The sequence below is a fragment of the Blastococcus saxobsidens DD2 genome, from assembly GCF_000284015.1.
Taxonomy (GTDB): domain Bacteria; phylum Actinomycetota; class Actinomycetes; order Mycobacteriales; family Geodermatophilaceae; genus Blastococcus; species Blastococcus saxobsidens_A.
This window is the reverse complement of record NC_016943.1, coordinates 4,253,061-4,271,284: the sequence shown is the minus strand read 5'-3', so window position 1 is coordinate 4,271,284 and position 18,224 is coordinate 4,253,061. Positions and strand designations below refer to the sequence as shown.

General features: G+C 70.5%; 16 protein-coding genes and 1 pseudogene. 11 read left to right on the top strand and 6 right to left on the bottom strand.

Going from position 1 to position 18,224, the window contains the following annotated elements; translation table 11 throughout:
- Positions 1-187: 187 nt before the first annotated feature.
- Both BLASA_RS20210 and BLASA_RS20205 read right to left on the bottom strand, forming a co-directional pair.
- On the bottom strand, positions 188-1,291 hold the full coding sequence (locus tag BLASA_RS20210) for a 2-oxoacid:ferredoxin oxidoreductase subunit beta (protein ID WP_014378109.1): 1,104 nt from the start codon (positions 1,289-1,291) through the stop codon (positions 188-190).
- The gene (locus BLASA_RS20205) at positions 1,288-3,291 is read right to left on the bottom strand and encodes a 2-oxoacid:acceptor oxidoreductase subunit alpha (protein ID WP_014378108.1); all 2,004 of its coding nucleotides are present in this window, start codon (positions 3,289-3,291) and stop codon (positions 1,288-1,290) included. Before BLASA_RS20205 ends, BLASA_RS20210 begins: the two co-directional genes overlap by 4 nt.
- 176 nt (positions 3,292-3,467) lie before the next feature.
- Here BLASA_RS20205 and htpX point away from each other — a divergent pair, with 176 nt between their 5' ends.
- A complete protein-coding gene (htpX, locus tag BLASA_RS20200; protein ID WP_014378107.1) occupies positions 3,468-4,346 on the top strand; it encodes a zinc metalloprotease HtpX in 879 nt (292 codons plus the stop codon).
- Between the two features lie 20 nt (positions 4,347-4,366).
- Here the strand turns inward: htpX and BLASA_RS20195 are convergent, their stop codons facing one another.
- A complete protein-coding gene (locus BLASA_RS20195; protein WP_014378106.1) occupies positions 4,367-5,071 on the bottom strand; it encodes a GntR family transcriptional regulator in 705 nt (234 codons plus the stop codon).
- Between the two features lie 93 nt (positions 5,072-5,164).
- Here BLASA_RS20195 and BLASA_RS20190 point away from each other — a divergent pair, with 93 nt between their 5' ends.
- Together BLASA_RS20190 and BLASA_RS26090 are read left to right on the top strand one after the other, a co-directional pair.
- Positions 5,165-6,331, top strand: a complete 1,167-nt coding sequence (locus tag BLASA_RS20190; protein WP_014378105.1) for a mandelate racemase/muconate lactonizing enzyme family protein — start codon at positions 5,165-5,167, stop codon at positions 6,329-6,331.
- 539 nt (positions 6,332-6,870) lie between these two features.
- On the top strand, positions 6,871-7,047 hold the full coding sequence (locus BLASA_RS26090) for a hypothetical protein (RefSeq protein WP_231839504.1): 177 nt from the start codon (positions 6,871-6,873) through the stop codon (positions 7,045-7,047).
- A gap of 30 nt (positions 7,048-7,077) precedes the next feature.
- Here the strand turns inward: BLASA_RS26090 and BLASA_RS26615 are convergent.
- Positions 7,078-7,173: pseudogene (locus BLASA_RS26615) on the bottom strand (hypothetical protein); the annotation flags it as partial.
- A 423-nt stretch (positions 7,174-7,596) separates the two neighbouring features.
- Between BLASA_RS26615 and BLASA_RS20180 the strand changes: the two are divergent.
- The 6 genes from BLASA_RS20180 to BLASA_RS20155 all read left to right on the top strand — a co-directional run bounded on the left by BLASA_RS20180 (position 7,597) and on the right by BLASA_RS20155 (position 13,520).
- Positions 7,597-8,964 (top strand): ISL3 family transposase, encoded by a 1,368-nt coding sequence (locus tag BLASA_RS20180; protein WP_014378102.1) that lies wholly within the window; start codon positions 7,597-7,599, stop codon positions 8,962-8,964.
- Between the two features lie 121 nt (positions 8,965-9,085).
- Positions 9,086-9,346 carry a type II toxin-antitoxin system Phd/YefM family antitoxin gene (locus BLASA_RS20175; protein WP_014378101.1) on the top strand — a complete coding sequence of 87 codons (261 nt, stop codon included), beginning with the start codon at positions 9,086-9,088 and terminating at the stop codon, positions 9,344-9,346.
- Positions 9,346-9,777: a type II toxin-antitoxin system VapC family toxin gene (locus BLASA_RS20170; RefSeq protein WP_014378100.1), complete on the top strand. Its 432-nt coding sequence runs from the start codon at positions 9,346-9,348 to the stop codon at positions 9,775-9,777. The genes BLASA_RS20175 and BLASA_RS20170 overlap by 1 nt, the downstream gene beginning before the upstream one ends.
- A gap of 799 nt (positions 9,778-10,576) precedes the next feature.
- Complete coding sequence (locus BLASA_RS20165) at positions 10,577-11,728, top strand: tyrosine-type recombinase/integrase (protein WP_231839624.1); 1,152 nt, start codon at positions 10,577-10,579, stop codon at positions 11,726-11,728.
- The gene (locus BLASA_RS20160) at positions 11,725-12,069 is read left to right on the top strand and encodes a helix-turn-helix domain-containing protein (protein ID WP_014375253.1); all 345 of its coding nucleotides are present in this window, start codon (positions 11,725-11,727) and stop codon (positions 12,067-12,069) included. The genes BLASA_RS20165 and BLASA_RS20160 overlap by 4 nt, the downstream gene beginning before the upstream one ends.
- The gene (locus BLASA_RS20155; RefSeq protein WP_014375252.1) at positions 12,066-13,520 is read left to right on the top strand and encodes a hypothetical protein; all 1,455 of its coding nucleotides are present in this window, start codon (positions 12,066-12,068) and stop codon (positions 13,518-13,520) included. The genes BLASA_RS20160 and BLASA_RS20155 overlap by 4 nt, the downstream gene beginning before the upstream one ends.
- 517 nt (positions 13,521-14,037) lie before the next feature.
- On the opposite strand, the gene BLASA_RS20150 is transcribed toward BLASA_RS20155, so the two are convergent.
- Positions 14,038-14,283 (bottom strand): hypothetical protein, encoded by a 246-nt coding sequence (locus BLASA_RS20150; RefSeq protein WP_014378098.1) that lies wholly within the window; start codon positions 14,281-14,283, stop codon positions 14,038-14,040.
- Between the two features lie 488 nt (positions 14,284-14,771).
- A complete protein-coding gene (locus BLASA_RS20145; RefSeq protein WP_193345667.1) occupies positions 14,772-15,827 on the bottom strand; it encodes a hypothetical protein in 1,056 nt (351 codons plus the stop codon).
- 115 nt (positions 15,828-15,942) lie between these two features.
- Here BLASA_RS20145 and BLASA_RS25260 point away from each other — a divergent pair, with 115 nt between their 5' ends.
- Both BLASA_RS25260 and BLASA_RS23705 read left to right on the top strand, forming a co-directional pair.
- Positions 15,943-17,028 (top strand): LysR family transcriptional regulator, encoded by a 1,086-nt coding sequence (locus tag BLASA_RS25260; protein ID WP_166486606.1) that lies wholly within the window; start codon positions 15,943-15,945, stop codon positions 17,026-17,028.
- Between the two features lie 185 nt (positions 17,029-17,213).
- On the top strand, positions 17,214-18,221 hold the full coding sequence (locus BLASA_RS23705; RefSeq protein WP_166486605.1) for an ABC transporter substrate-binding protein: 1,008 nt from the start codon (positions 17,214-17,216) through the stop codon (positions 18,219-18,221).
- Positions 18,222-18,224 lie beyond the last annotated feature (3 nt).

The window sequence follows — 18,224 nt, the reverse complement described above, 5'->3', positions numbered from 1 at the left end:
CATCGCGCACGGCTGACCGCCCGGCAGCGACCGCGGGCCCGCCCTCCCGGAGGAGGACGGGCCCGAAGGCGCATGTTGAGCTGTCGGCCCGAGTAGGCCCCGCAGGGGTCCGCGCAGGGCCGACGAAGCGGCCCAACTCAGCCAGAGGACGGGACCTGGTCGCGGCGTCGTCCGGAGGACGACAGAGTTATTGCACTTCCCAGGTGTCGCCACCGGCGAGCAGGTCGGCGAGGTCGCCGGAGCCCTCGAGGCGAGCCTCGTGCAGCTGCTCGGCCATCATCGCGTCGTACGACGGCTTCTGGACCGACCGGAAGACGCCCATCGGCGTGTACCGGAGGTCCTGCGAGGACAGCCGGGACAGCGCGAACGCGTAGGACGGGTCCTCGCGGGTGGCGTCGTGCACCACGATCTCGCTCGCGTCGACCTGATTCGTCTCGGCGATCCGCAGTCCACCGAAGTCGTCGCGGACCACGCACGAGGCGCCGTCCGGGCCGAAGACCAGCGGCTTGCCGTGCTCGAGCGGGATCGTCCACATCGGACCCGTGGCCGGGTCCTTCAGCAACTCGAACGCCCCGTCGTTGAAGATGTTGCAGTTCTGGTAGATCTCGACCAGCGACGTGCCCTGGTGCTCGGCGGCCTGCCGCAGCACCTCGGTCAGCCCCTTGCGGTCGGAGTCCATCGCCCGGCCGACGAAGGTGGCGTCGGCGCCGATGGCCAGCGACACCGGGTTGAACGGGTGGTCCAGCGAGCCCATCGGCGTGGACTTGGTGACCTTCCCGACCTCGGAGGTGGGGGAGTACTGGCCCTTGGTGAGCCCGTAGATCCGGTTGTTGAACAGCAGGATCGTCATGTTGACGTTGCGCCGCAGGGCGTGGATCAGGTGGTTGCCGCCGATGGACAGCGCGTCGCCGTCACCGGTGACGACCCAGACCGACAGGTCGGGACGGGAGGCGGCCAGGCCGGTGGCGATCGCCGGGGCACGGCCGTGGATCGAGTGCATCCCGTAGGTGTTCAGGTAGTACGGGAAGCGCGACGAGCAGCCGATCCCCGACACGATCACCATGTCCTCGCGGGCGATGCCGAGGCTGGGCAGGAAGCTCTGGACCGCGTTGAGGATGACGTAGTCACCGCACCCCGGGCACCAGCGGACCTCCTGATCGGTCTTGAGGTCCTTGGCCTTGAGCGCGGTCTGCTTCTCGCCGTGGCTCTCGACCGAGGCGGTGATGGCGTCCGCGATGGGTCCGGGCGGGATCGACGCCCCAGCGGGCATGCCGAGATCGATGGTGGTCACTGGAGGGCTCCGTTCACAGCGTCGGTGTTCACAGCGGCCGGGTTCCCGGTGTCGATGGCGTCCTGGATGACGGCGGCCAGCTCGGCGGAGCGGAACGGCATCCCGCGCACCTGGGTGTGGCTCCGGACGTCGACCAGGTACTTCGCGCGCAGCAGCAGGGCCAGCTGCCCGAGGTTCATCTCCGGGCAGATCACCCGGTCGTACCGGGCCAGGACCTCGCCGAGGTCGGCCGGGAACGGGTTGATGTGCCGCAGGTGGATCTGGGCGACCTTGCGGCCGGAGGTGCGGATCCGCCGGCAGGCGGCGCCGATCGGGCCGTAGGTGGAGCCCCAGCCGATGACGGCGACGCGTGCGTCACCGTCGGGGTCCTCCACGTCGGTCGGCGGGATCGACGCGGCGATGCCGTCGATCTTGGCCTGGCGCGTGCGGGTCATGAAGTCGTGGTTGGCCGGGTCGTAGGAGATGTTGCCGGTCTTGTCGGCCTTCTCCAACCCGCCGATCCGGTGCTGCATCCCCGCGGTGCCCGGGATCGCCCAGGCGCGGGCGAGGGTCTCCGGATCCCGCAGGTAGGGGAGGAACTCGCCCTCCTCGCCGTTGGGCTCGGTGGCGAAGCCCACGGCCGGCTTCAGGTCGGGGAGCGAGTCGGCGTCGGGGATGGCCCACGGCTCGGCGCCGTTGGCCAGGTAGCCGTCCGACAGCAGCATGACCGGCGTCCGGTAGGTCAGCGCAATCCGCGCGGCCTCGACGGCGGCGTCGAAGCAGTCACCGGGGGAGCGCGGGGCGATCACCGGCACCGGCGCCTCGCCGTTGCGGCCGAACATCGCCTGCAGCAGGTCGGACTGCTCGGTCTTGGTGGGCAGACCGGTCGAGGGCCCACCGCGCTGCACGTCGACGATGACCAGCGGCAGTTCGGTCATGACCGCCAGCCCGATCGTCTCGCCCTTGAGCGCCACACCCGGGCCCGAGGTCGTGGTGATCCCCAGCGCGCCGCCGAACGAGGCGCCCAGGGCGGCGCCGATGCCGGAGATCTCGTCCTCGGCCTGGAAGGTGCGCACGCCGAAGGACTTGTGCCGGGACAGCTCGTGCAGGATGTCCGACGCCGGGGTGATCGGGTAGGCGCCGAGGAACACCGGCAGGCCGGAGCGCTGGCCGGCGGCGACCAGACCGAGAGCGAGCGCCTGGTTGCCCGAGATGTTCCGGTAGCGCCCGGGCTTCATCGGGGCGGGTTTGATCTCGTACGAGACGGCGAACGCCTCGGTGGTGTCGCCGTAGTTGTAGCCGGCGCGGAACGCGGCGATGTTGGCCGCGGCGATCTCCGGCTTGCGGCGGAAGGTGCGCTCGAGGAAGCGGATCGTGCCCTCGGTCGGCCGGTGGTACATCCACGACAGCAGGCCGAGGGTGAACATGTTCTTGCTCCGCTCGGCCTCCTTCTTGCCCAGGCCCGAGTCGGCGAGCGCGTCGAGGGTCATCGAGGTCAGCGGCACGCTGACCGTCTGCCACCCCTCGAGGGAGCCGTCCTCCAACGGGTTGGTCGCATAGCCGACCTTCGCCAGGTTCCGCGGCGTGAACTCGTCGGCGTCGACGATGAGCAGGCCGCCGCCGGGCAGCTCGGCGAGGTTGGCCTTGAGGGCCGCGGGGTTCATCGCGACCAGCACGTCGGGCGCGTCACCCGGCGTCATGACGTCGTGGTCGGCGAACTGCAGCTGGAAGGAGCTGACGCCGGGCAGGGTCCCCGTCGGCGCCCGGATCTCGGCGGGGAAGTTCGGCAGCGTCTTCAGGTCGTTGCCGAAGGACGCCGTCTCGCTGGTGAAGCGGTTGCCCGTGAGCTGCATCCCGTCGCCGGAGTCACCGGCCAGCCGGATGACGACGCGATCGAGCTCCACGACGCTCTTCACGAGCCCGCCGGGTGCCGAGCTGGACACCGTGGTGGTCACGGCGCCGGACGAGTGCGACGGCGCGGCGGTCGAGTTGGTGCCAGTCATCAGCGGTTCTACCTCCACCGGGCGAGGTTACGTGCGTGCGTCGGCGCCGGGAATGTGCAACCGGACACGCTGGGGCGGCGAGGGATTCCACCGCGCTCGTTCCTGCCAACCGCGCGGGCGGTCCGGTCATTCCGCGCCGTCCCGGCGGCCTGCCGCGCGGGAACGGGCGACCGGGCGACGGCGTTGGACCGGACGTGCAGCGCTGGAACAACGGACTGAAGACCGCCGTCCTCCTCGGGCTCATGGGCGGGCTCATCCTGATGGCGGGCGCGCTCATCGGTGGCCGCGGTGGCCTGTTCATCGCGCTGCTGATCGCCCTCGGCGTCAACGGGTACGCGTACTTCAACTCCGACAAGCTGGCCCTGCGGTCGATGCGGGCATTCCCGGTCACCGAGACCCAGGCCCCGCAGCTCTACGCGATCGTCCGGGAGCTGGCCACCGAGGCGCGGCAGCCGATGCCCCGTCTCTACGTCAGCCCGACCAATCAGCCCAACGCGTTCGCCACCGGCCGCAACCCGCGCAACGCCGCCGTCTGCGTCACCCAGGGCATCCTCGAGCTGCTCGACCGGCGCCAGCTGCGCGGCGTGCTCGCCCACGAGCTCTCGCACGTCTACAACCGCGACATCCTGATCAGCTCCGTCGCCGGGGCGATGGCCACGGTGATCACCTACCTGGCGCACATGGCGATGTTCGCGTCGCTGTTCGGCGGCCGGTCCGACGAGGACCGCGGCGGCGGCAACATGATCGGCGGGCTGCTGCTCATGCTGCTGGGGCCGATCGCCGCGGGGCTGGTCCAGATGGCGGTCAGCCGCAGCCGTGAGTTCCAGGCCGACGCGTCGGGGGCCGCGCTGTCCCAGGACCCACTGGCCCTGGCCGAGGCGCTGCGCGTCATCGAGCGGGGTACCGCCGCCCGCCCGCTGCCGCAGGAGGAACGGCTGGTCACCCAGAGCCACCTGATGATCGCCAACCCCTTCCGCGGGCAGGGGCTGGCGTCGATGTTCGCCAGCCACCCGCCCATGCCGGAGCGGATCGCCCGGCTGGAGCAGATGGCCCGGGAGCTCGGTCAGCGCTGACCGGTCACGGCCCGCCGGATTCAGCGGGTGCTGCCGGTGCCCGGGTCCGCCTGCTCGTGCCGGCGGTGCTCGAGGGCCGTGATCGCGGCGGCGGTGAGGCTGCGTTCGATGTGGGTCCGCATGAGCTCAGCGGCTCCGGTGGAGTCCCGGGCCGTGATGAGTTCCACCAGCTCGTGGTGCTCGCGGTGGTCGCGGGTGCGCGGCTGGTCCCCGGGCGGAAGGTCCAGCCCGAGCCTCCGGTAGCGGTCTCCCTTGTCCCACAGGTCGTCGAGCATCCTGACGAGCACGTCGTTGTGCGAGGCGACGTAGAGGGCGCGGTGGAAGGCGCGGTGGGCGTCGAGCGCGTCCTCACCCCAGGCCCTGGTCACCGGCAACAACCGGTCCGCGGCGCCGCGGAGGGCGGCGAGGTCGGCCTCCGTACGGTGTTCCGCCGCGAGTCCGGCAGCGGTCGGGTCGAGTGACAGCCGCACCTCGAAGAGCTGGCGCGCCTCGGTGGCGTTCATTGCCGCGACGCGTGCGTCCCGGTGCGTGTCCAGGTCGATCAGGCCCTCGCTGCTGAGCCGGCGGATCGCCTCGCGCAGTGGTGTCAGGCTCATGCCGAGGGTGGAGGCGAGCTCGTGCTGGGCCAGGCGGGACCCGGGCGGCAGGTCGCCGCGCAGGATGCGGGCCCGTAGCTCCGCGTACGCCGCGTCGCCCTTGCTCGAGAACACGTTCGCGGTCGTCATGCGGTCGCTCCCTCGCGGAGACCTGCCTTGTGCGTCGGCCGGCACTGACACTACCGTGTCGTTGTAATTTATAAAACCGACTCGGGAGCGTCCGTGAAGATCGTCTCGGTGCATGAAGGTGTCGTCCCCATCAGCTCGTCCATCCGCAACGCGTGGATCGATTTCAGTTCGATGGACTGCTCGATCGTGGCGGTCGTCTCCGACGTCGTGCGCGATGGCGAGCCGGTGGTCGGATACGGGTTCAACTCCAACGGCCGCTACAGCGCAGGGGAGATCCTCCGGCGGAGGGTCGTGCCGCGCCTCCTCGCCGCGGATCCGGAGTCGCTGCTGGCCGAGGACGGTCAGCTCGATCCGGCCCGGGCGTGGGGCGCGGTCATGACCAACGAGAAGCCGGGTGGGCACGGCGAGCGCTCGGTGGCGGTCGGCGTCATCGACATGGCGCTGTTCGACCTCGCCGCCAAGATCGCCGGGCAGCCGCTGTACCGGTGGCTGTCCGACCGCTACGGCGACGGGGAGCCCGATGAGCAGGTGTTCGTCTACGCCGCCGGCGGCTACTACGCGCCCGGCAAGACCTTGCGCGACCTGCAGGACGAGATGAAGGGCTTCCTCGACCAGGGCTACCGCGTGGTCAAGATGAAGATCGGTGGCGCGGACCTCGCCGAGGACCTCGAGCGGATCGAGGCCGTCCTGGAGGTGCTCGACGGCGACGGGTCCCGGCTGGCCGTCGACGTCAACGGCCGGTTCGACCTCGCCACCGCGCTCGAGTACGGCAGGGCCATCGAACCGTACGGCCTGTTCTGGTACGAGGAGATCGGTGACCCGCTCGACTACCGGCTCAACGCGGTGGTCTCGGAGCAGTACCGCGGCCCCATCGCGACCGGCGAGAACCTGTTCTCGCTCCAGGACGCGCGCAACCTGATCCGCTACGGCGGGATGCGTCCGGACCGGGACTACATCCAGGTCGATCCGGCCCTGAGCTACGGCCTCACCGAGTACCTGCGGATCCAGGAGATGCTCGCCCAGCACGGCTGGTCCTCCCGGCGCTGCGTCCCGCACGGGGGGCACCAGTTCTCGCTGCACATCGCCGCAGCGCTCAAGCTCGGCGGAAACGAGTCCTACCCCGGTGAGTTCCAGCCCACGGGTGGCTTCGCCGACGGCGCCGTCGTCGAGGACAGCCACGTCCGGCTCACCGAGACCCCCGGCATCGGCTTCGAGAGCAAGGCCGCCTTCTACGAGGTGCTGCGGGCACTGCACGCGTGACCCGTTCGGCGGCCGGCCCGCCTCACCCTGCCGCGACGCCGCGGCGGGATGAGGTGGGCGGCTCGCCGTGCGGGCCGCTGGGGGTCAGCGGTAGTTGTCGAACCGATACGTGGCCGTCGGCTTTCGACGGTGGTTATCGAATTTTGCGGCTGAGCTGCGACTTTGTGGTGGCGCGCCGCTGACCGATGACGGTCGGGGTTGGCTCGTTTGCGGACTTTCTGCGGACTCTGCGGACTGTCTGCGGACTCTGCGGACTGGGATGGCGTGATCCGCGGACCCCATGCGGCTCCCCCAAGGGGTGACGAGACCGTTGCACAACCGGCCGAGGGTGCCGGCTGCAGCGGGTCGCCGAGGGGCGCTGCGCGTCCCGCCAGGATGGGCCCGCGGCCCACCCTCCCCCAGGGGCGAGCACCTGGTGAAGTTGCCGCCGGCCTGGTTCCTCGACCTGCTCGCCGAGCTCGACTCAGAGGCCTTGCCGCTTGGCGGCGCCCCCCAGGGCGGACTGCTCGCCCTTCGGGGCGCCGCCTACCCTCGCGGCCGTGGCACTCGACATGCATCCAGAAGACGTCGTCGTGCTTGCCCTCGATGAGCTCGCGCTCCGCGTGCTTGCCGATGCTCGACGGACCAACGGCTACGTCTCCGTCGGGTTCACCGCCAACGGCAAGCCCGACCGCCGGCACGTCAGCACCAAGAACCGCGACGTGGATCGGGCGTAGGTCGCCGGCCTTCATCAGGGCATAGACCGTGGTCCGGCCGAGCCGGAGCACCTGTGCGGCCTCCTCCGGCGTCAGCAGCAACCGGTCGCCGGTCGGCTCGTCTCGCCCCCGCTGGTCGTCTGCCATGTCGTCCTCCTCGCGTTGCGTCCGCTTCCGCACACCGTCGTCGGACGTGGCCCTCCTTCTGGAGAAGGCGCCGTTCTCGCCCGATTGTTGACAGTGCAGCGGGAATCTCCTGTTTTTCTCCGGTTCTTCTGCAGTGCGGGTCAGCGGTCACCGGGGGCTGGCGGACACCGACGCTGGGGTGGCATCGGGGTGACGAGGGGTGACATCGCTGGAGCGGCACCTGCGCGCCACCTCACGTCATGCCGCAGCGCCTGGGAGGTCCTGCCGTCGTCCCGACGTTGACCGGATGGTGCGCTGGCACAATGGGGCTCTACGAACTTGAACGGGCAACGCGGTCCGGTAGGGCGCTGACGTAGGCGCCCGTGACCTCGGTGATCATGACTGTTGTCTACGCAGCATGGTCGCCAGAATGAGGTCACGGGCTTGTCGCAGCCTACGCAGGATCAGTGTGTCCAGTCCCAGCTCGACTCCGATGCCAGTCGGCTGTTCGGGCTGGATGGCCTCGCCGTCGCACGGGTCGTCGCTGAGGGGGTGGACGGTCGGGTGGTGCATGTGGTGACCGCCGATGAGACCGCGGCCGGGTGCCCGTCCTGCGGGGTGATCTCGGTATCGGTGAAGGGCCGTGTGAGCAGCCGACCCCGCGATCTGCCGCACGGGCCGTCGGGGTTGTTACTGGTGTGGCACAAGCGCCGCTGGCGCTGCGCGGAGACCGCGTGTGAGCGACGGTCGTTCACCGAGTCGCTGCCGGCCGTCCCGGCCCGCGCTCGGCTGACGATGCGGCTGCGCGCCGAGCTCGGGTCCGCGGTTGCCGACTCCGGGCGGACGGTGGCCGAGGTCGCCGGCCACCATCGGGTGGGCTGGTCCACGGTGCACCAGGCGTTCATCGATCACGTCACCCCGGTGCTGGCCGCGCCGCTGCCGCCGGTGAAGGTGTTGGGGGTCGATGAGACACGCCGCGGCAAACCGGTCTTCGCCCGCGATCCGGAGACCGGCCGGTGGGTGGTGGTGGCCGATCGGTGGCACACCGGGTTCGTCGACGCCGCCGGCAGCGGCGGTCTGTTGGCGCAGGTCGAAGGCCGGTCAGCGGCCGCCGTCACCACCTGGCTGGCCGAGCAGCCAGCCGCGTGGCGGCAGTCGATCACGCATGTCGCGATCGACCTGTCGGCCTCCTACGCCGCCGCGGTCCGCGCCGGCCTCCCACACGCTGTCATCGTCGCCGACCGGTTCCACCTGGTGCGGCTGGCAGGTGACACCGTCACCGCGGTCCGCCAGCGAGTGATCCGGGAGACCGAGGGACGCCGGGGACGCAAGGTGGACCCGGCGTGGCGGCTGCGCCGCCGGCTGCTCACCGCTCACGAACGACTCTCCAGTGACTCCTTCACCCGGATGTGGAACACCCTGGTCGATACCGGGGCCCCCGGCGAAGAGATCTTGTCCGCCTGGGTGGTCAAGGAAGACCTCCGCGCCCTGCTCGCTCTGGCCGGCACCGCACCCGACCGCGAGGACATCCACCGTCGTCTCGAGGTGTTCTACGCCCACGCCGCGGCCTCCACCGCACCCGAAGTGCACCGGCTCGCCGCCACGATCGAGACCTGGTGGCCGGCGATCCTCGCCGGCCTGCACACCGGCTACTCCAACGCAAGATCCGAGGGCTACAACCGGCTCGCCAAGCACGTTGGCCGCGACGCGTTCGGCTTCCGGAATCCGACCAACCAGCGCCGCCGGATACGGTGGTCCTGCACCCGCCAACACCGGCGGGCAGCGGCAGTGATGATCACCCTGCCCGCCTAAGTTCGTAGAGCCCACAATGGTTGGCCGGAACTCCGCCGGGCGGTGGTCGCGGGGTCCCCTTGTTCCTGTTAGGGCGTCGGCCTAGCGTCATGATCATCCAGATGTCCGTCAGGAGGTCGGCATGGCTCAGCCAGCAGACGAGCGCGTCTACAGCGTGACCGAGGCGCGGGGCCGCTTCAGCGAGTTGATCGCCGCCGCCGAGGCCGGCGTGACCGTGGTCATCACCCGTGACGGAGAACCGGTGGTCGACATGTCCATGCATTGCAAGCCGCGCCGCAGGATCGACGTCGACTGGCTCAGGAGGCAGACCGCGAAGATCCCGTACAGCTCCGTGGACTCCGGTGACCTGGTTCGCCAGATGCGCGACGACGATCGGTACTGATGCTCTACCTGGACACCAGCCTGCTCGTTGCGCTCATCACGACGGAGGAGCGGACGGCTCGTGCGCACGACTGGCTCGCGGGAGTCGACGACGACCTCGTGACTTCGGAGTGGACCAGGGTCGAGGTGGCGTCCGCGCTGTCGATCAAGCAGCGCCAGGGAGTTCTCGACGCTGTCGGGCGGACGGAGGCCGAGTACGCCTTCGCGGTGATCACCGACCAAGGGCTCGACCTCCTGCCGGTCGAGACTCTGGACTTCCGACGAGCGGCCGACTACGTCCGGCCACCCGAGCGCAACCTGGGCGGCGCTGACGCGCTGCACATCGCGGTCGCTGGCCGGCTCGGTGCCACCGTGCACTCGCTCGACGATGCTCAGGTGGAGGCCGCCCGAGAGCTCGGCGTGGACGCCGTTGTGACGGTGCCGAAGGAGTAGCCGTCGTTCGTGCGGATGATCGAGGCGGAGACTGAGGACGCTGGGTGGCACGGTCATCATCGCGCAGCGGGTCTGCTGCGCTGAGCGCCCTCAGTGGCGACTGGGCTGTCACTGGCCAGGACCGGCCGGCATGTGGTCGGTGTCCATGAGGGCCATCGGACGTGGGTTGGCCGGGACCTTCCGGTAGTGGTCGCTGCGCGAAGGAGGCGTCGGGTCTCGCGGGGATGTCCCTCCTGTGCTGATGGATGTCACCCCTCGCCGCCCTGCCCGCGTCGGCGTTACGTTGCAGCCGCGTTCAGGACGGTGCCGGACACGGTCCATGATGGCTCCACCCCCTGCTCGACCTCTCGGCGCCCGGTGTCAAACGGGCGACAGGAGGTCGCGGCCCGGGCCTGCTGCCTGGTGCCTTGCCGACGGAACGGCGGGCACCACGTCGGGATGGGCTCCTGCGGCCTCGGACGCACCAGCTCCCTGTTCCACTGGAAGGTCCTGAGTGCATACGCCACCGGTGCGTCGACCGCGATGTCTGTGACCTCGGATCCACGTCACCGGACGACGTCGTCGCCGGAAGTCCCCACGGCCGGGACTAGACAAGATCATGAGCCGACACACCTCATGCATCGAGGGCCGAAGGGCCGCCTATTGACGGAAAGTTGACACTGCGGGCGCACGCTGCACGTCTATTCGCCGGCGGGTCGGCGGTGCGCGCGTCGCTGACCTGGGGACCATCCTGCTCTTGCTACGTTGACGCGACATTGTCGTGTTTCCGTTGACAGGGTGGGGTGCGGGGTTGGCGCAGGTGCCGGGCTCGGCGGGACTGGTTCTGGTCGAGGGCGTCGCTCATCTGGACGAGCCGGCTGCGGTGTTCGAGGGCATGCTGACCGGCTGGGCCAGGCAGCAGAAGTCGCGGATGCTCTCCGATGCCACCGTCTCCTCGCGGCTGTCACTGCTGCGCCGGTTCACCGAGTTCGCCGGCTCCTACCCGTGGTCGTGGACGCCGGCCGACGTCGAGGACTTCACCGTCGGGCTCACCTCCGGTGAGCGGCGGATGGCGCCGGCGACGATCCGCGGCTACCACCTGACGCTGCGGATGTTCTGCGACTACCTCACCGACGCCCGTTACGAGTGGCCCCGGCAGTGCCGCGACCGGTTCGGGCAGGTGCCCAGCCAGGTGTGTCACGAGTGGAACACCGTCGCGCACCTGACCGAGTACGAGGGACAACCGGCCCGGCGCCCGCTGTCCTACGACGAGCTGGAGCAGTTGTTCGACCACCTGGACCGTCAGGTGGATGTGATCGTCAAGTCCGGACGCAAGGGTGCGCTCGCCGCGCTGCGGGACGCGCAGATGATCAAGACCTGCTACGCCTTCGGGCTGCGCCGCAACGAGCTGTGCCGCCTCGACGTGGCCGACCTGCGACCCAACCCGCACGTGCCGGACTGGGGCGGCTACGGGTCGGTGCACGTGCGCTACGGCAAGGCCATCCGCGGCGGCGTTCCACGCCGGCGCACGGTGCTGGCGGTCCCGGAGTTCGACTGGGCGATCGCCGGGCTGCGGCAGTGGGCCGAGCAGGCCCGGCCCATCCTGCGGCCCGCGGACCATCCGGCGCTGTGGGTCACCGAGCGGCTCACCCGGGTCTCGACCAAGCACCTGGACAAGCGGTTCGCGGTGCTGCGCGCCGGCGCCGGGCTCGCCCCGGAGCTGACGCTGCACTGCCTGCGGCACTCCTATGTCACGCACCTGATCGAGTTCGGCTATCCGGAGCGGTTCGTGCAGGAACAGGTCGGGCACGCCTACGCCTCGACGACGGCGATCTACACCTCGGTCAGCAACGACTTCAAGAACAAGACGCTGCAGGCGGCGCTCGGCCGCGTCTACAAGCCGCCATCGACAACCACGGAGGCCACCGGGGCGACGACCGGGATGACGACCGGGACGGAGGTGCGCCGATGACTCGGCGGCTGGTGATGCGCTGGCACCTGCGGCAGGTGATGGCCTCCCGCGGCATCTTCCAGACCAGCGAGTTGGTGCCGCTGCTGGCCGAGCGCGGGGTGCACCTGACCCGCCAGTACGTGCACAAGCTGGTCACCACCCCGCCGCAGCGGGTCAACGTCGACCTGCTCGCCGCGCTCTGCGACATTCTCGGCTGCACCCCCGCCGAGCTGCTCGAACCCGTCGTCGAACAGGCCGAACAGGCCAAGACCGGCACCGTCGATGCGGCGCGGGAGGGGCTGGGCATCGGTGACCTCCGCCCGATCCGCGCCACCGTCCGGCGCCCGCACGAGGACCGGTGAGCGCTCCGCGCGGCTGGTCGACCACCACCTGCGGGCAGTGCGGCGAGCTGCGGCCCTGCCATCGGAAGATCCTCGAGCAGCGGGTCTGCCAGCGCTGCATGCTGCGCTTCCGTCGCACGGCCAAGCCGTGCCCGGGCTGCGGCCAGCTGAAGGTGCTGGCCTTCTACGACCCGCAGCGCCGCCCGGCCTGCGCCGGCTGCACCGGCCACGAGCCGGTCTACGCCTGCCCGTCCTGCGGCCGCGAAGACAGCCCATTCGGCCGCCACTGCGGGCCCTGCACCCTGCGCCAGCAGCTCACCGAGCTGCTCACCGACCCGACCGGAGACATCCACCCGAAGCTGCAGCCGGTCTTCGACGCCCTGATGGCCGGGCCGCGGCCGCAGACCACGCTCTACTGGCTGACCCGTGCCTCGGCCCGCCCGGACATCCTGCGGGACATGGCCCGCGGCGAGCTGGAGATCTCCCACGCCGCCTTCGCGGCTCTGCCGGCCACCCGGTCGGTCGACTACGTGCGCGATCTGCTCGCCGCGCTCGGCGTCCTGCCGCCCTACCAGCTGGCCGTCGAACGCATCGTCCCGTGGCTGCGCGAGCTCCTCACCGACCTGCCCAAACCCCACGCCGAGGTGATTGACCGATTCGCCCGCTGGCAGCTGCTGCGCCGGCTACGGCTCCTCGGCGAGCGTGACCGGGTCACCCGCGGCGGGGTGCAGCACGCCCGCGCCGCCGTGCTCGGTGCCGCCCGGTTCCTGCGCTGGCTCGACGAGCACAACGCCACCCTCGCCACCGCCACCCAGGCCCAGCTCGACGACTACCTGGTCAGCCATCCCGGCCGCGGCCGAAGCCTGAAGGTGTTCCTGGACTGGACACAACGCAGCGGCGTCGGCTCCGACCTGCACGTTCCCGGCGCCGAGCGGCCGCTGCCGCAGGTCACCCTCTCCGACCAGCGCCGCTGGCAGCAGGTCGAGCGGCTGCTGCACGACGACGACATCCGCCTCTATGTCCGCATCGGCGGGCTGTTCATGCTGCTGTTCGCCCAGCCGCTGGCCCGGATCTGCCGCATGCGCGCCGACCAGATCACCACCGAGCCCGACGGAGCCGTGACCGTCACCTTCGACGCAGCCCCCATCCAGCTGCCCGATCCGCTCGACCGGCTCGTGCTCGACCAGCTGGCCCGCCGCGGCCAGGCCTCCTACGCCAGCCGCCCCGACCGCTGGCTGTTTCCCGGCGGTCTGCCCGGAAAGCACCTGGTCACCGAGAACATCCGCTCCCAGCTCGTCGCTCTGGGCATCCGGCCCTCCGCCGCCCGCAAGGCCGCGATGTTCGACCTCGCCGCCCGGATGCCGGTGCCGATCCTGGCCGAACTGCTCGGCCTCAGCACGAACACCGCCACCCGCTGGGCCGCCCTCGCCGCCCGGGACTGGAGCCAGTACGCCGCCATGCGACGGGCCTGACACCACGACGCTCTCCCACCGACGACCAGGCTCCCTCCCCGCCGTCGTCGGCGGAGCCGACCGGAGACGGGCAATAGGAGGTGGTTCCGATATGCGCCTCCACCGATAATGCAAACTCGTTGTGACGAGTAGTTGCCGACGAGACGTCGGTGGCCGCCACGGATAGCTCGGCCGGCGGACGAGGGGTGACAGCGAGGGCATTGGCTGCGAGCGCTTCTCCGCGGAGGGTCGCCGAGTCCTCACGGCAAGGGCCCCGTCACGTCCCCGCCCATGAGGACCAGGGAGCGCGTCGTCGAAGACGACCAGGAGCGCGCCGATCGCGTGGAGCCCGCCGGGTTGCCGGGGAGATTCAGGCCGTCGCAGCCATCGGGCAGCCCGGCGGGGGTCACGTCGAGAACGTCCTGGTGGTGACCACGCCGGCCGCGGTGGCTGCGGCTGTCAGCGGCAGGTGCGCAGGGAGTCCACTACGGGCGAGTGACGGACGGCAGGCGTCAGCCGGTTGCGCATCCGCTTCCGGTTACGGGAGGAGAACCGGAGGATCTGCAGGTCTGGCTGAGAACGTCTCGGGGGCGCCGGTCGCGCCGGCGCGCCACCGGTGGGACCGCAGCACCGGCTGCAGTGCCCGGTCGAGAGCGGGTAGGTCGCGGTCGTAGACGCGGCCGTCGGCGAGCTGTGCGGCGAGCTCGTCGAGCAGCCGCGGCCAGTCCCGGCGGGTCGGCTCCAGCGGGACGTGGATCTCGACCCGCCGTTCGACGACCTGCACCGCGGCCCGGTCGGAGGCGGCGGCGCGGGTCTGCTCCCAGGCTCGGTGCCGGCAGGTGGCCGAGCACCACTTCGGGATAGGACCTCGGCTGCGTGGGGTGATCGGTCCGGCGCACCATCCGCACGTTGTCGCCGCGGAGCGCCGATCGCGGCCGTCTGCTGGGGCACCAGGCCGGTCGGGACGGACGTGGTCGGTCGAGGTGCGCCGCGCCTGTTGCTGCCGTCGTTGCTGCTCGCGTTCCCGCCGGCGAGCCCGGTACTCCGGAGATCCCCTCGTTCCCACGGCCTGAGTGTGCAGGCGGTCCTTCCGTAACTCGTCACCACGAGTTCGTTTATCGGTGGAGGCGCATATCGGAACCACCTCCTATTGCCCCTCCGCGGTGACCTTCCACGGACTGCCGGGTGCGGTCAGGCCTCTGGAGTAGCGCTGTCTTCGACCGCGGTGGGAGGGCCGGGCGTGTCATCGTCGGGCGGGCGGGCCTCGTGGTGTCAGGCGCGGCACATGGCGGCGTACCGGCTCCAGTCGCGGGCGGCCAGGGCGGCCCAGCGGGTGGCGGTGTGGGGGGAGAGACCGAGCAGCTCTGCCCCGATCGGCACCGGCATCTGAGCGGCGAGGTCGAACATCGCCGCCTTGCGGGCGGTGGAGTGCTGGATGCCGAGCGCGACGAGTTGGGAGCGGATGTTCTCGGTGACCAGGTGCTTGCCGGGTAGGCCGCCGGGGAACAGCCAGCGGTCCGGGCGGCTGGCGTAGGAGACCTGACCGCGGCGGGCCAGTTGGTCCAGGACGAGCCGGTCGAGCGGATCGGGCAGCTCGATAGGGGCGGCGTCGAAGGTGACTGTCACGGCTCCGTCGGGCCGCTGGGTGATCTGGTCGGCGTGCATGCGGCAGATCCGGGCCAGCGGTTGGACGAACAGCAGCAGGAACAGTCCGCCGATGCGGACGTAGAGGCGGATGTCGTCGTCGTGCAGCAGCCGTTCGACCTGTTGCCAGCGGTGCTGGTCGGAGAGAGTGACCTGCGGTAGCGGTCGCTCGTGCGCGGGGATCTGGAGCTCGGCGCCGAGACTGCTGCGGTGCGTCCAGTCCAGGAACACCTTCAGGCTGGAACCGCGGCCGGAGAAACGGGCGAGGTAGTCCTCGAGTTGGGCCTGGGTCGCGGTGGCCAGCGTGGTGTCCTGCTCGTCGAGCCAGCGCAGGAACCGGGCGGCGCCGATGATCGCGGCGCGGGCGTGCTGCACTCCACCGCGGGTGACCCGGTCACGCTCGGCGAGTAGCCGCAGCCGGCGCAGCAGCTGCCAGCGGGCGAACCGGTCGATCAGCTCGGCGTGCTGTTTGGGCAGCTCGGTGAGGATGCCGCGTAGCCAGGGGACGATGCGTTCTTCCCGTCGCCCTGCTTGGTGCCTCGCCGTATACGGAACCGCGCAGGTCGAAACCTCCGTCGATGTGGGCGATTTTCGTCTCGTCCGGCGCCAGGCGGAGCCGACCTCGGCGAGGATCGCCGCCACCTGGCCGTGTAACGCCTCGGCGTGTGCACGCGTCCCGCTCACTATGATCAACGAAGTCGTCGGCATACCGCACCAGGCGGTAGGTCCCCAGACTTTGGCGGCGACGGCGGGCCCCGTCGACCCGGGTGGCGCTGGTCTGCTGCCAGGCTCTCGCGAAGTGCTCATCGAGGACCCACAGCGCCTGGTTGACCAGCAGCAGGGAAAGAATCCCGCCCTAGGGGTTCCCGTGGGCCGCGACCACTCTTCAGGGAACACCGTGCGCGGACTGCCCGGGGGTGTAACCAGGACGTACGCTGGCCGCCCCGGAGAGGGGGCTGCGGTGCGATTGGAGCAGTTGCGGTATCTCGACACGGCTCTGCGCCTCGGCTCCGTTCGCCGCGCGGCCATCGAGCTGGGCGTCGCCCAGCCTTCGGTGAGCGCACAGATCCGCCGCCTAGAGGAGGACCTCGGCGTCGTCCTGATCACGCGGGGCGCCCAGGGAGTCCGCCCGACGGATGCCGCGGAGGCCATACTGCCGCACCTGCGCGCGGCGCTGCGGGCCGAGGATGCCATGCGCCAGGAAGCCGGTGCCATCACCGGGCTGCGCGCGGGACGGGTACGCCTGGGTTCGATCTCAGCGGCGAGTCACGCGGTCCTGCCGGTGATCGTGCGGCGCTTCCGCAGCGAATACCCCAGCATCCATTTCCAGGTCACCGAGCGCGGGTCGACGGTCATCTCCGACGACGTGGCCACCGGCGAGTTCGATCTCGGCATCGTCTCCCGGTTCCTCCGGGGCGGGTCCGACCGTCCGGGGCTGCGGTACATCGACCTGGCGCACGGCCGGATCGTGCTCTGCCTGCCCCCCGGCCACCGGTTGGCCCAGCGACGTTCCGTGGAGGCGGCCGACCTGGCCGGCGAGGCCATGGTCGTCTTCCACCGTGGTTATCTGCTGCGGGCCGCCTTCGACGCGCTCGCCGCCGAGCACGCGATCGACGCCGTCTACTACACCGATAGCGCGGAGACCGCCCAACGAATGGTCGCCGCAGGCGTCGGCCTCTCGCTGGCCTCGACGCTCGCCCCGAACTCCGGCATGCAGTCCCTCGACGGGGTTCATCTAGCGCTCCTCGACGAGGAGTGGGCCGAGACGCGGATGTCCGTGGTGCTCCGCAGCGACGAGCAGCCGTCCCCTGCGGTCCGGGCGTTCCTCCGCATCCTCCAGCAGGAGAGCCACGGCCTGCAGGACCGGCTGCCTGACCCCTTCTGATCCCACCGGGGACCGAGCGACCCGAGGGGATAGGCCGCGGCTATCACGCCGTCAGTCGATTGCGCATTGTGGTCCCACTGTGGGCCAGAGCACACTTCCGCCATCGGAGAGCCGCCAGACACCCCCCTATCGGGACGACGGGCCGGGCGCCGCGGCATCGAGCACCAAAGGTGGTGGAGGTCTTGATGAAGGCAGCGTCCAAGGTGGTCACGGCCGTGGTCGGCGTAGCGCTCACCGCGTCCGCCTGTGGCGGATCGTCCGGGTCGGGCGGATCGTCGGCGTCGTCAGAGGCCTGCGACGGCCCGCCGGACTCGGTCACGATCGCGGTCGGCTCCGGTATCGCGTACGCACCGCTGACGATCATGATGCACGAGGGGATCCTCGAGGACGAGTTCCCGGACACGGAGTTCGTCTGGCAGGAGGGCGTCAGCGGCGGTGCCGCCACCCGGGACGGGATGCTGGGCGGCCAGATCCAGGTGGGCGTCGCGGGGATCGCACCCTTTCTGGTGGGCGTCGACCGGGGCGTGGAGTGGAAGGTGCTCGGCTCGATGAGCCAGCTCGGCATCGACCTCGTGGCGATCGACCCGGCGATCCAGTCGCTGGAGGACTTGGACGCGTCCGGCCGGCCGATCTCGCTGCCCTCCCCCGACTCAGGCCAGGCAATCGCCCTCGCCGCCCTCGGCGAGGAGCAGCTCGGTGACGCGACGGCATTCGACGACCAGCTGGCCTCGATGGGGCACCCCGACGCCTACCAGGCGCTCCTATCCGGGACGACAGGAGCGGCCTTCATCGGCCCACCGTTCCAGTACCGCCTCATCGCGGACAGCGGGGCCCGGACGCTGGCCAGCGCCTCGGACGTGTTCGGGGAGATGACCTACTCCGCCATCGTGCTGACTCAGGATTTTTACGACTGTTACGAACCCTTCTCCCAGGCCGTCTTCGAGGCCCTCGAGGAGACCCTGACGATGCTGCGGGAGCGGCCGGCCGAGGCAGCCGAGATCCTGTCCGAGGCGGAAGGCGGCGCCGTCACTGCCGAGCAGTACGAGAAGTGGATCGCTGACGCGGCCGAGGACTGGACGGTCGAGCCCGCCGGGTATGAGCAGAACGCCGAGTTCATGGAGTCGATCGGCCTCATCTCCGAGGTGCCCGACATCGACAGCCTCATGCTGCCGACCGTCTCGGCGGGGAGCTGACGC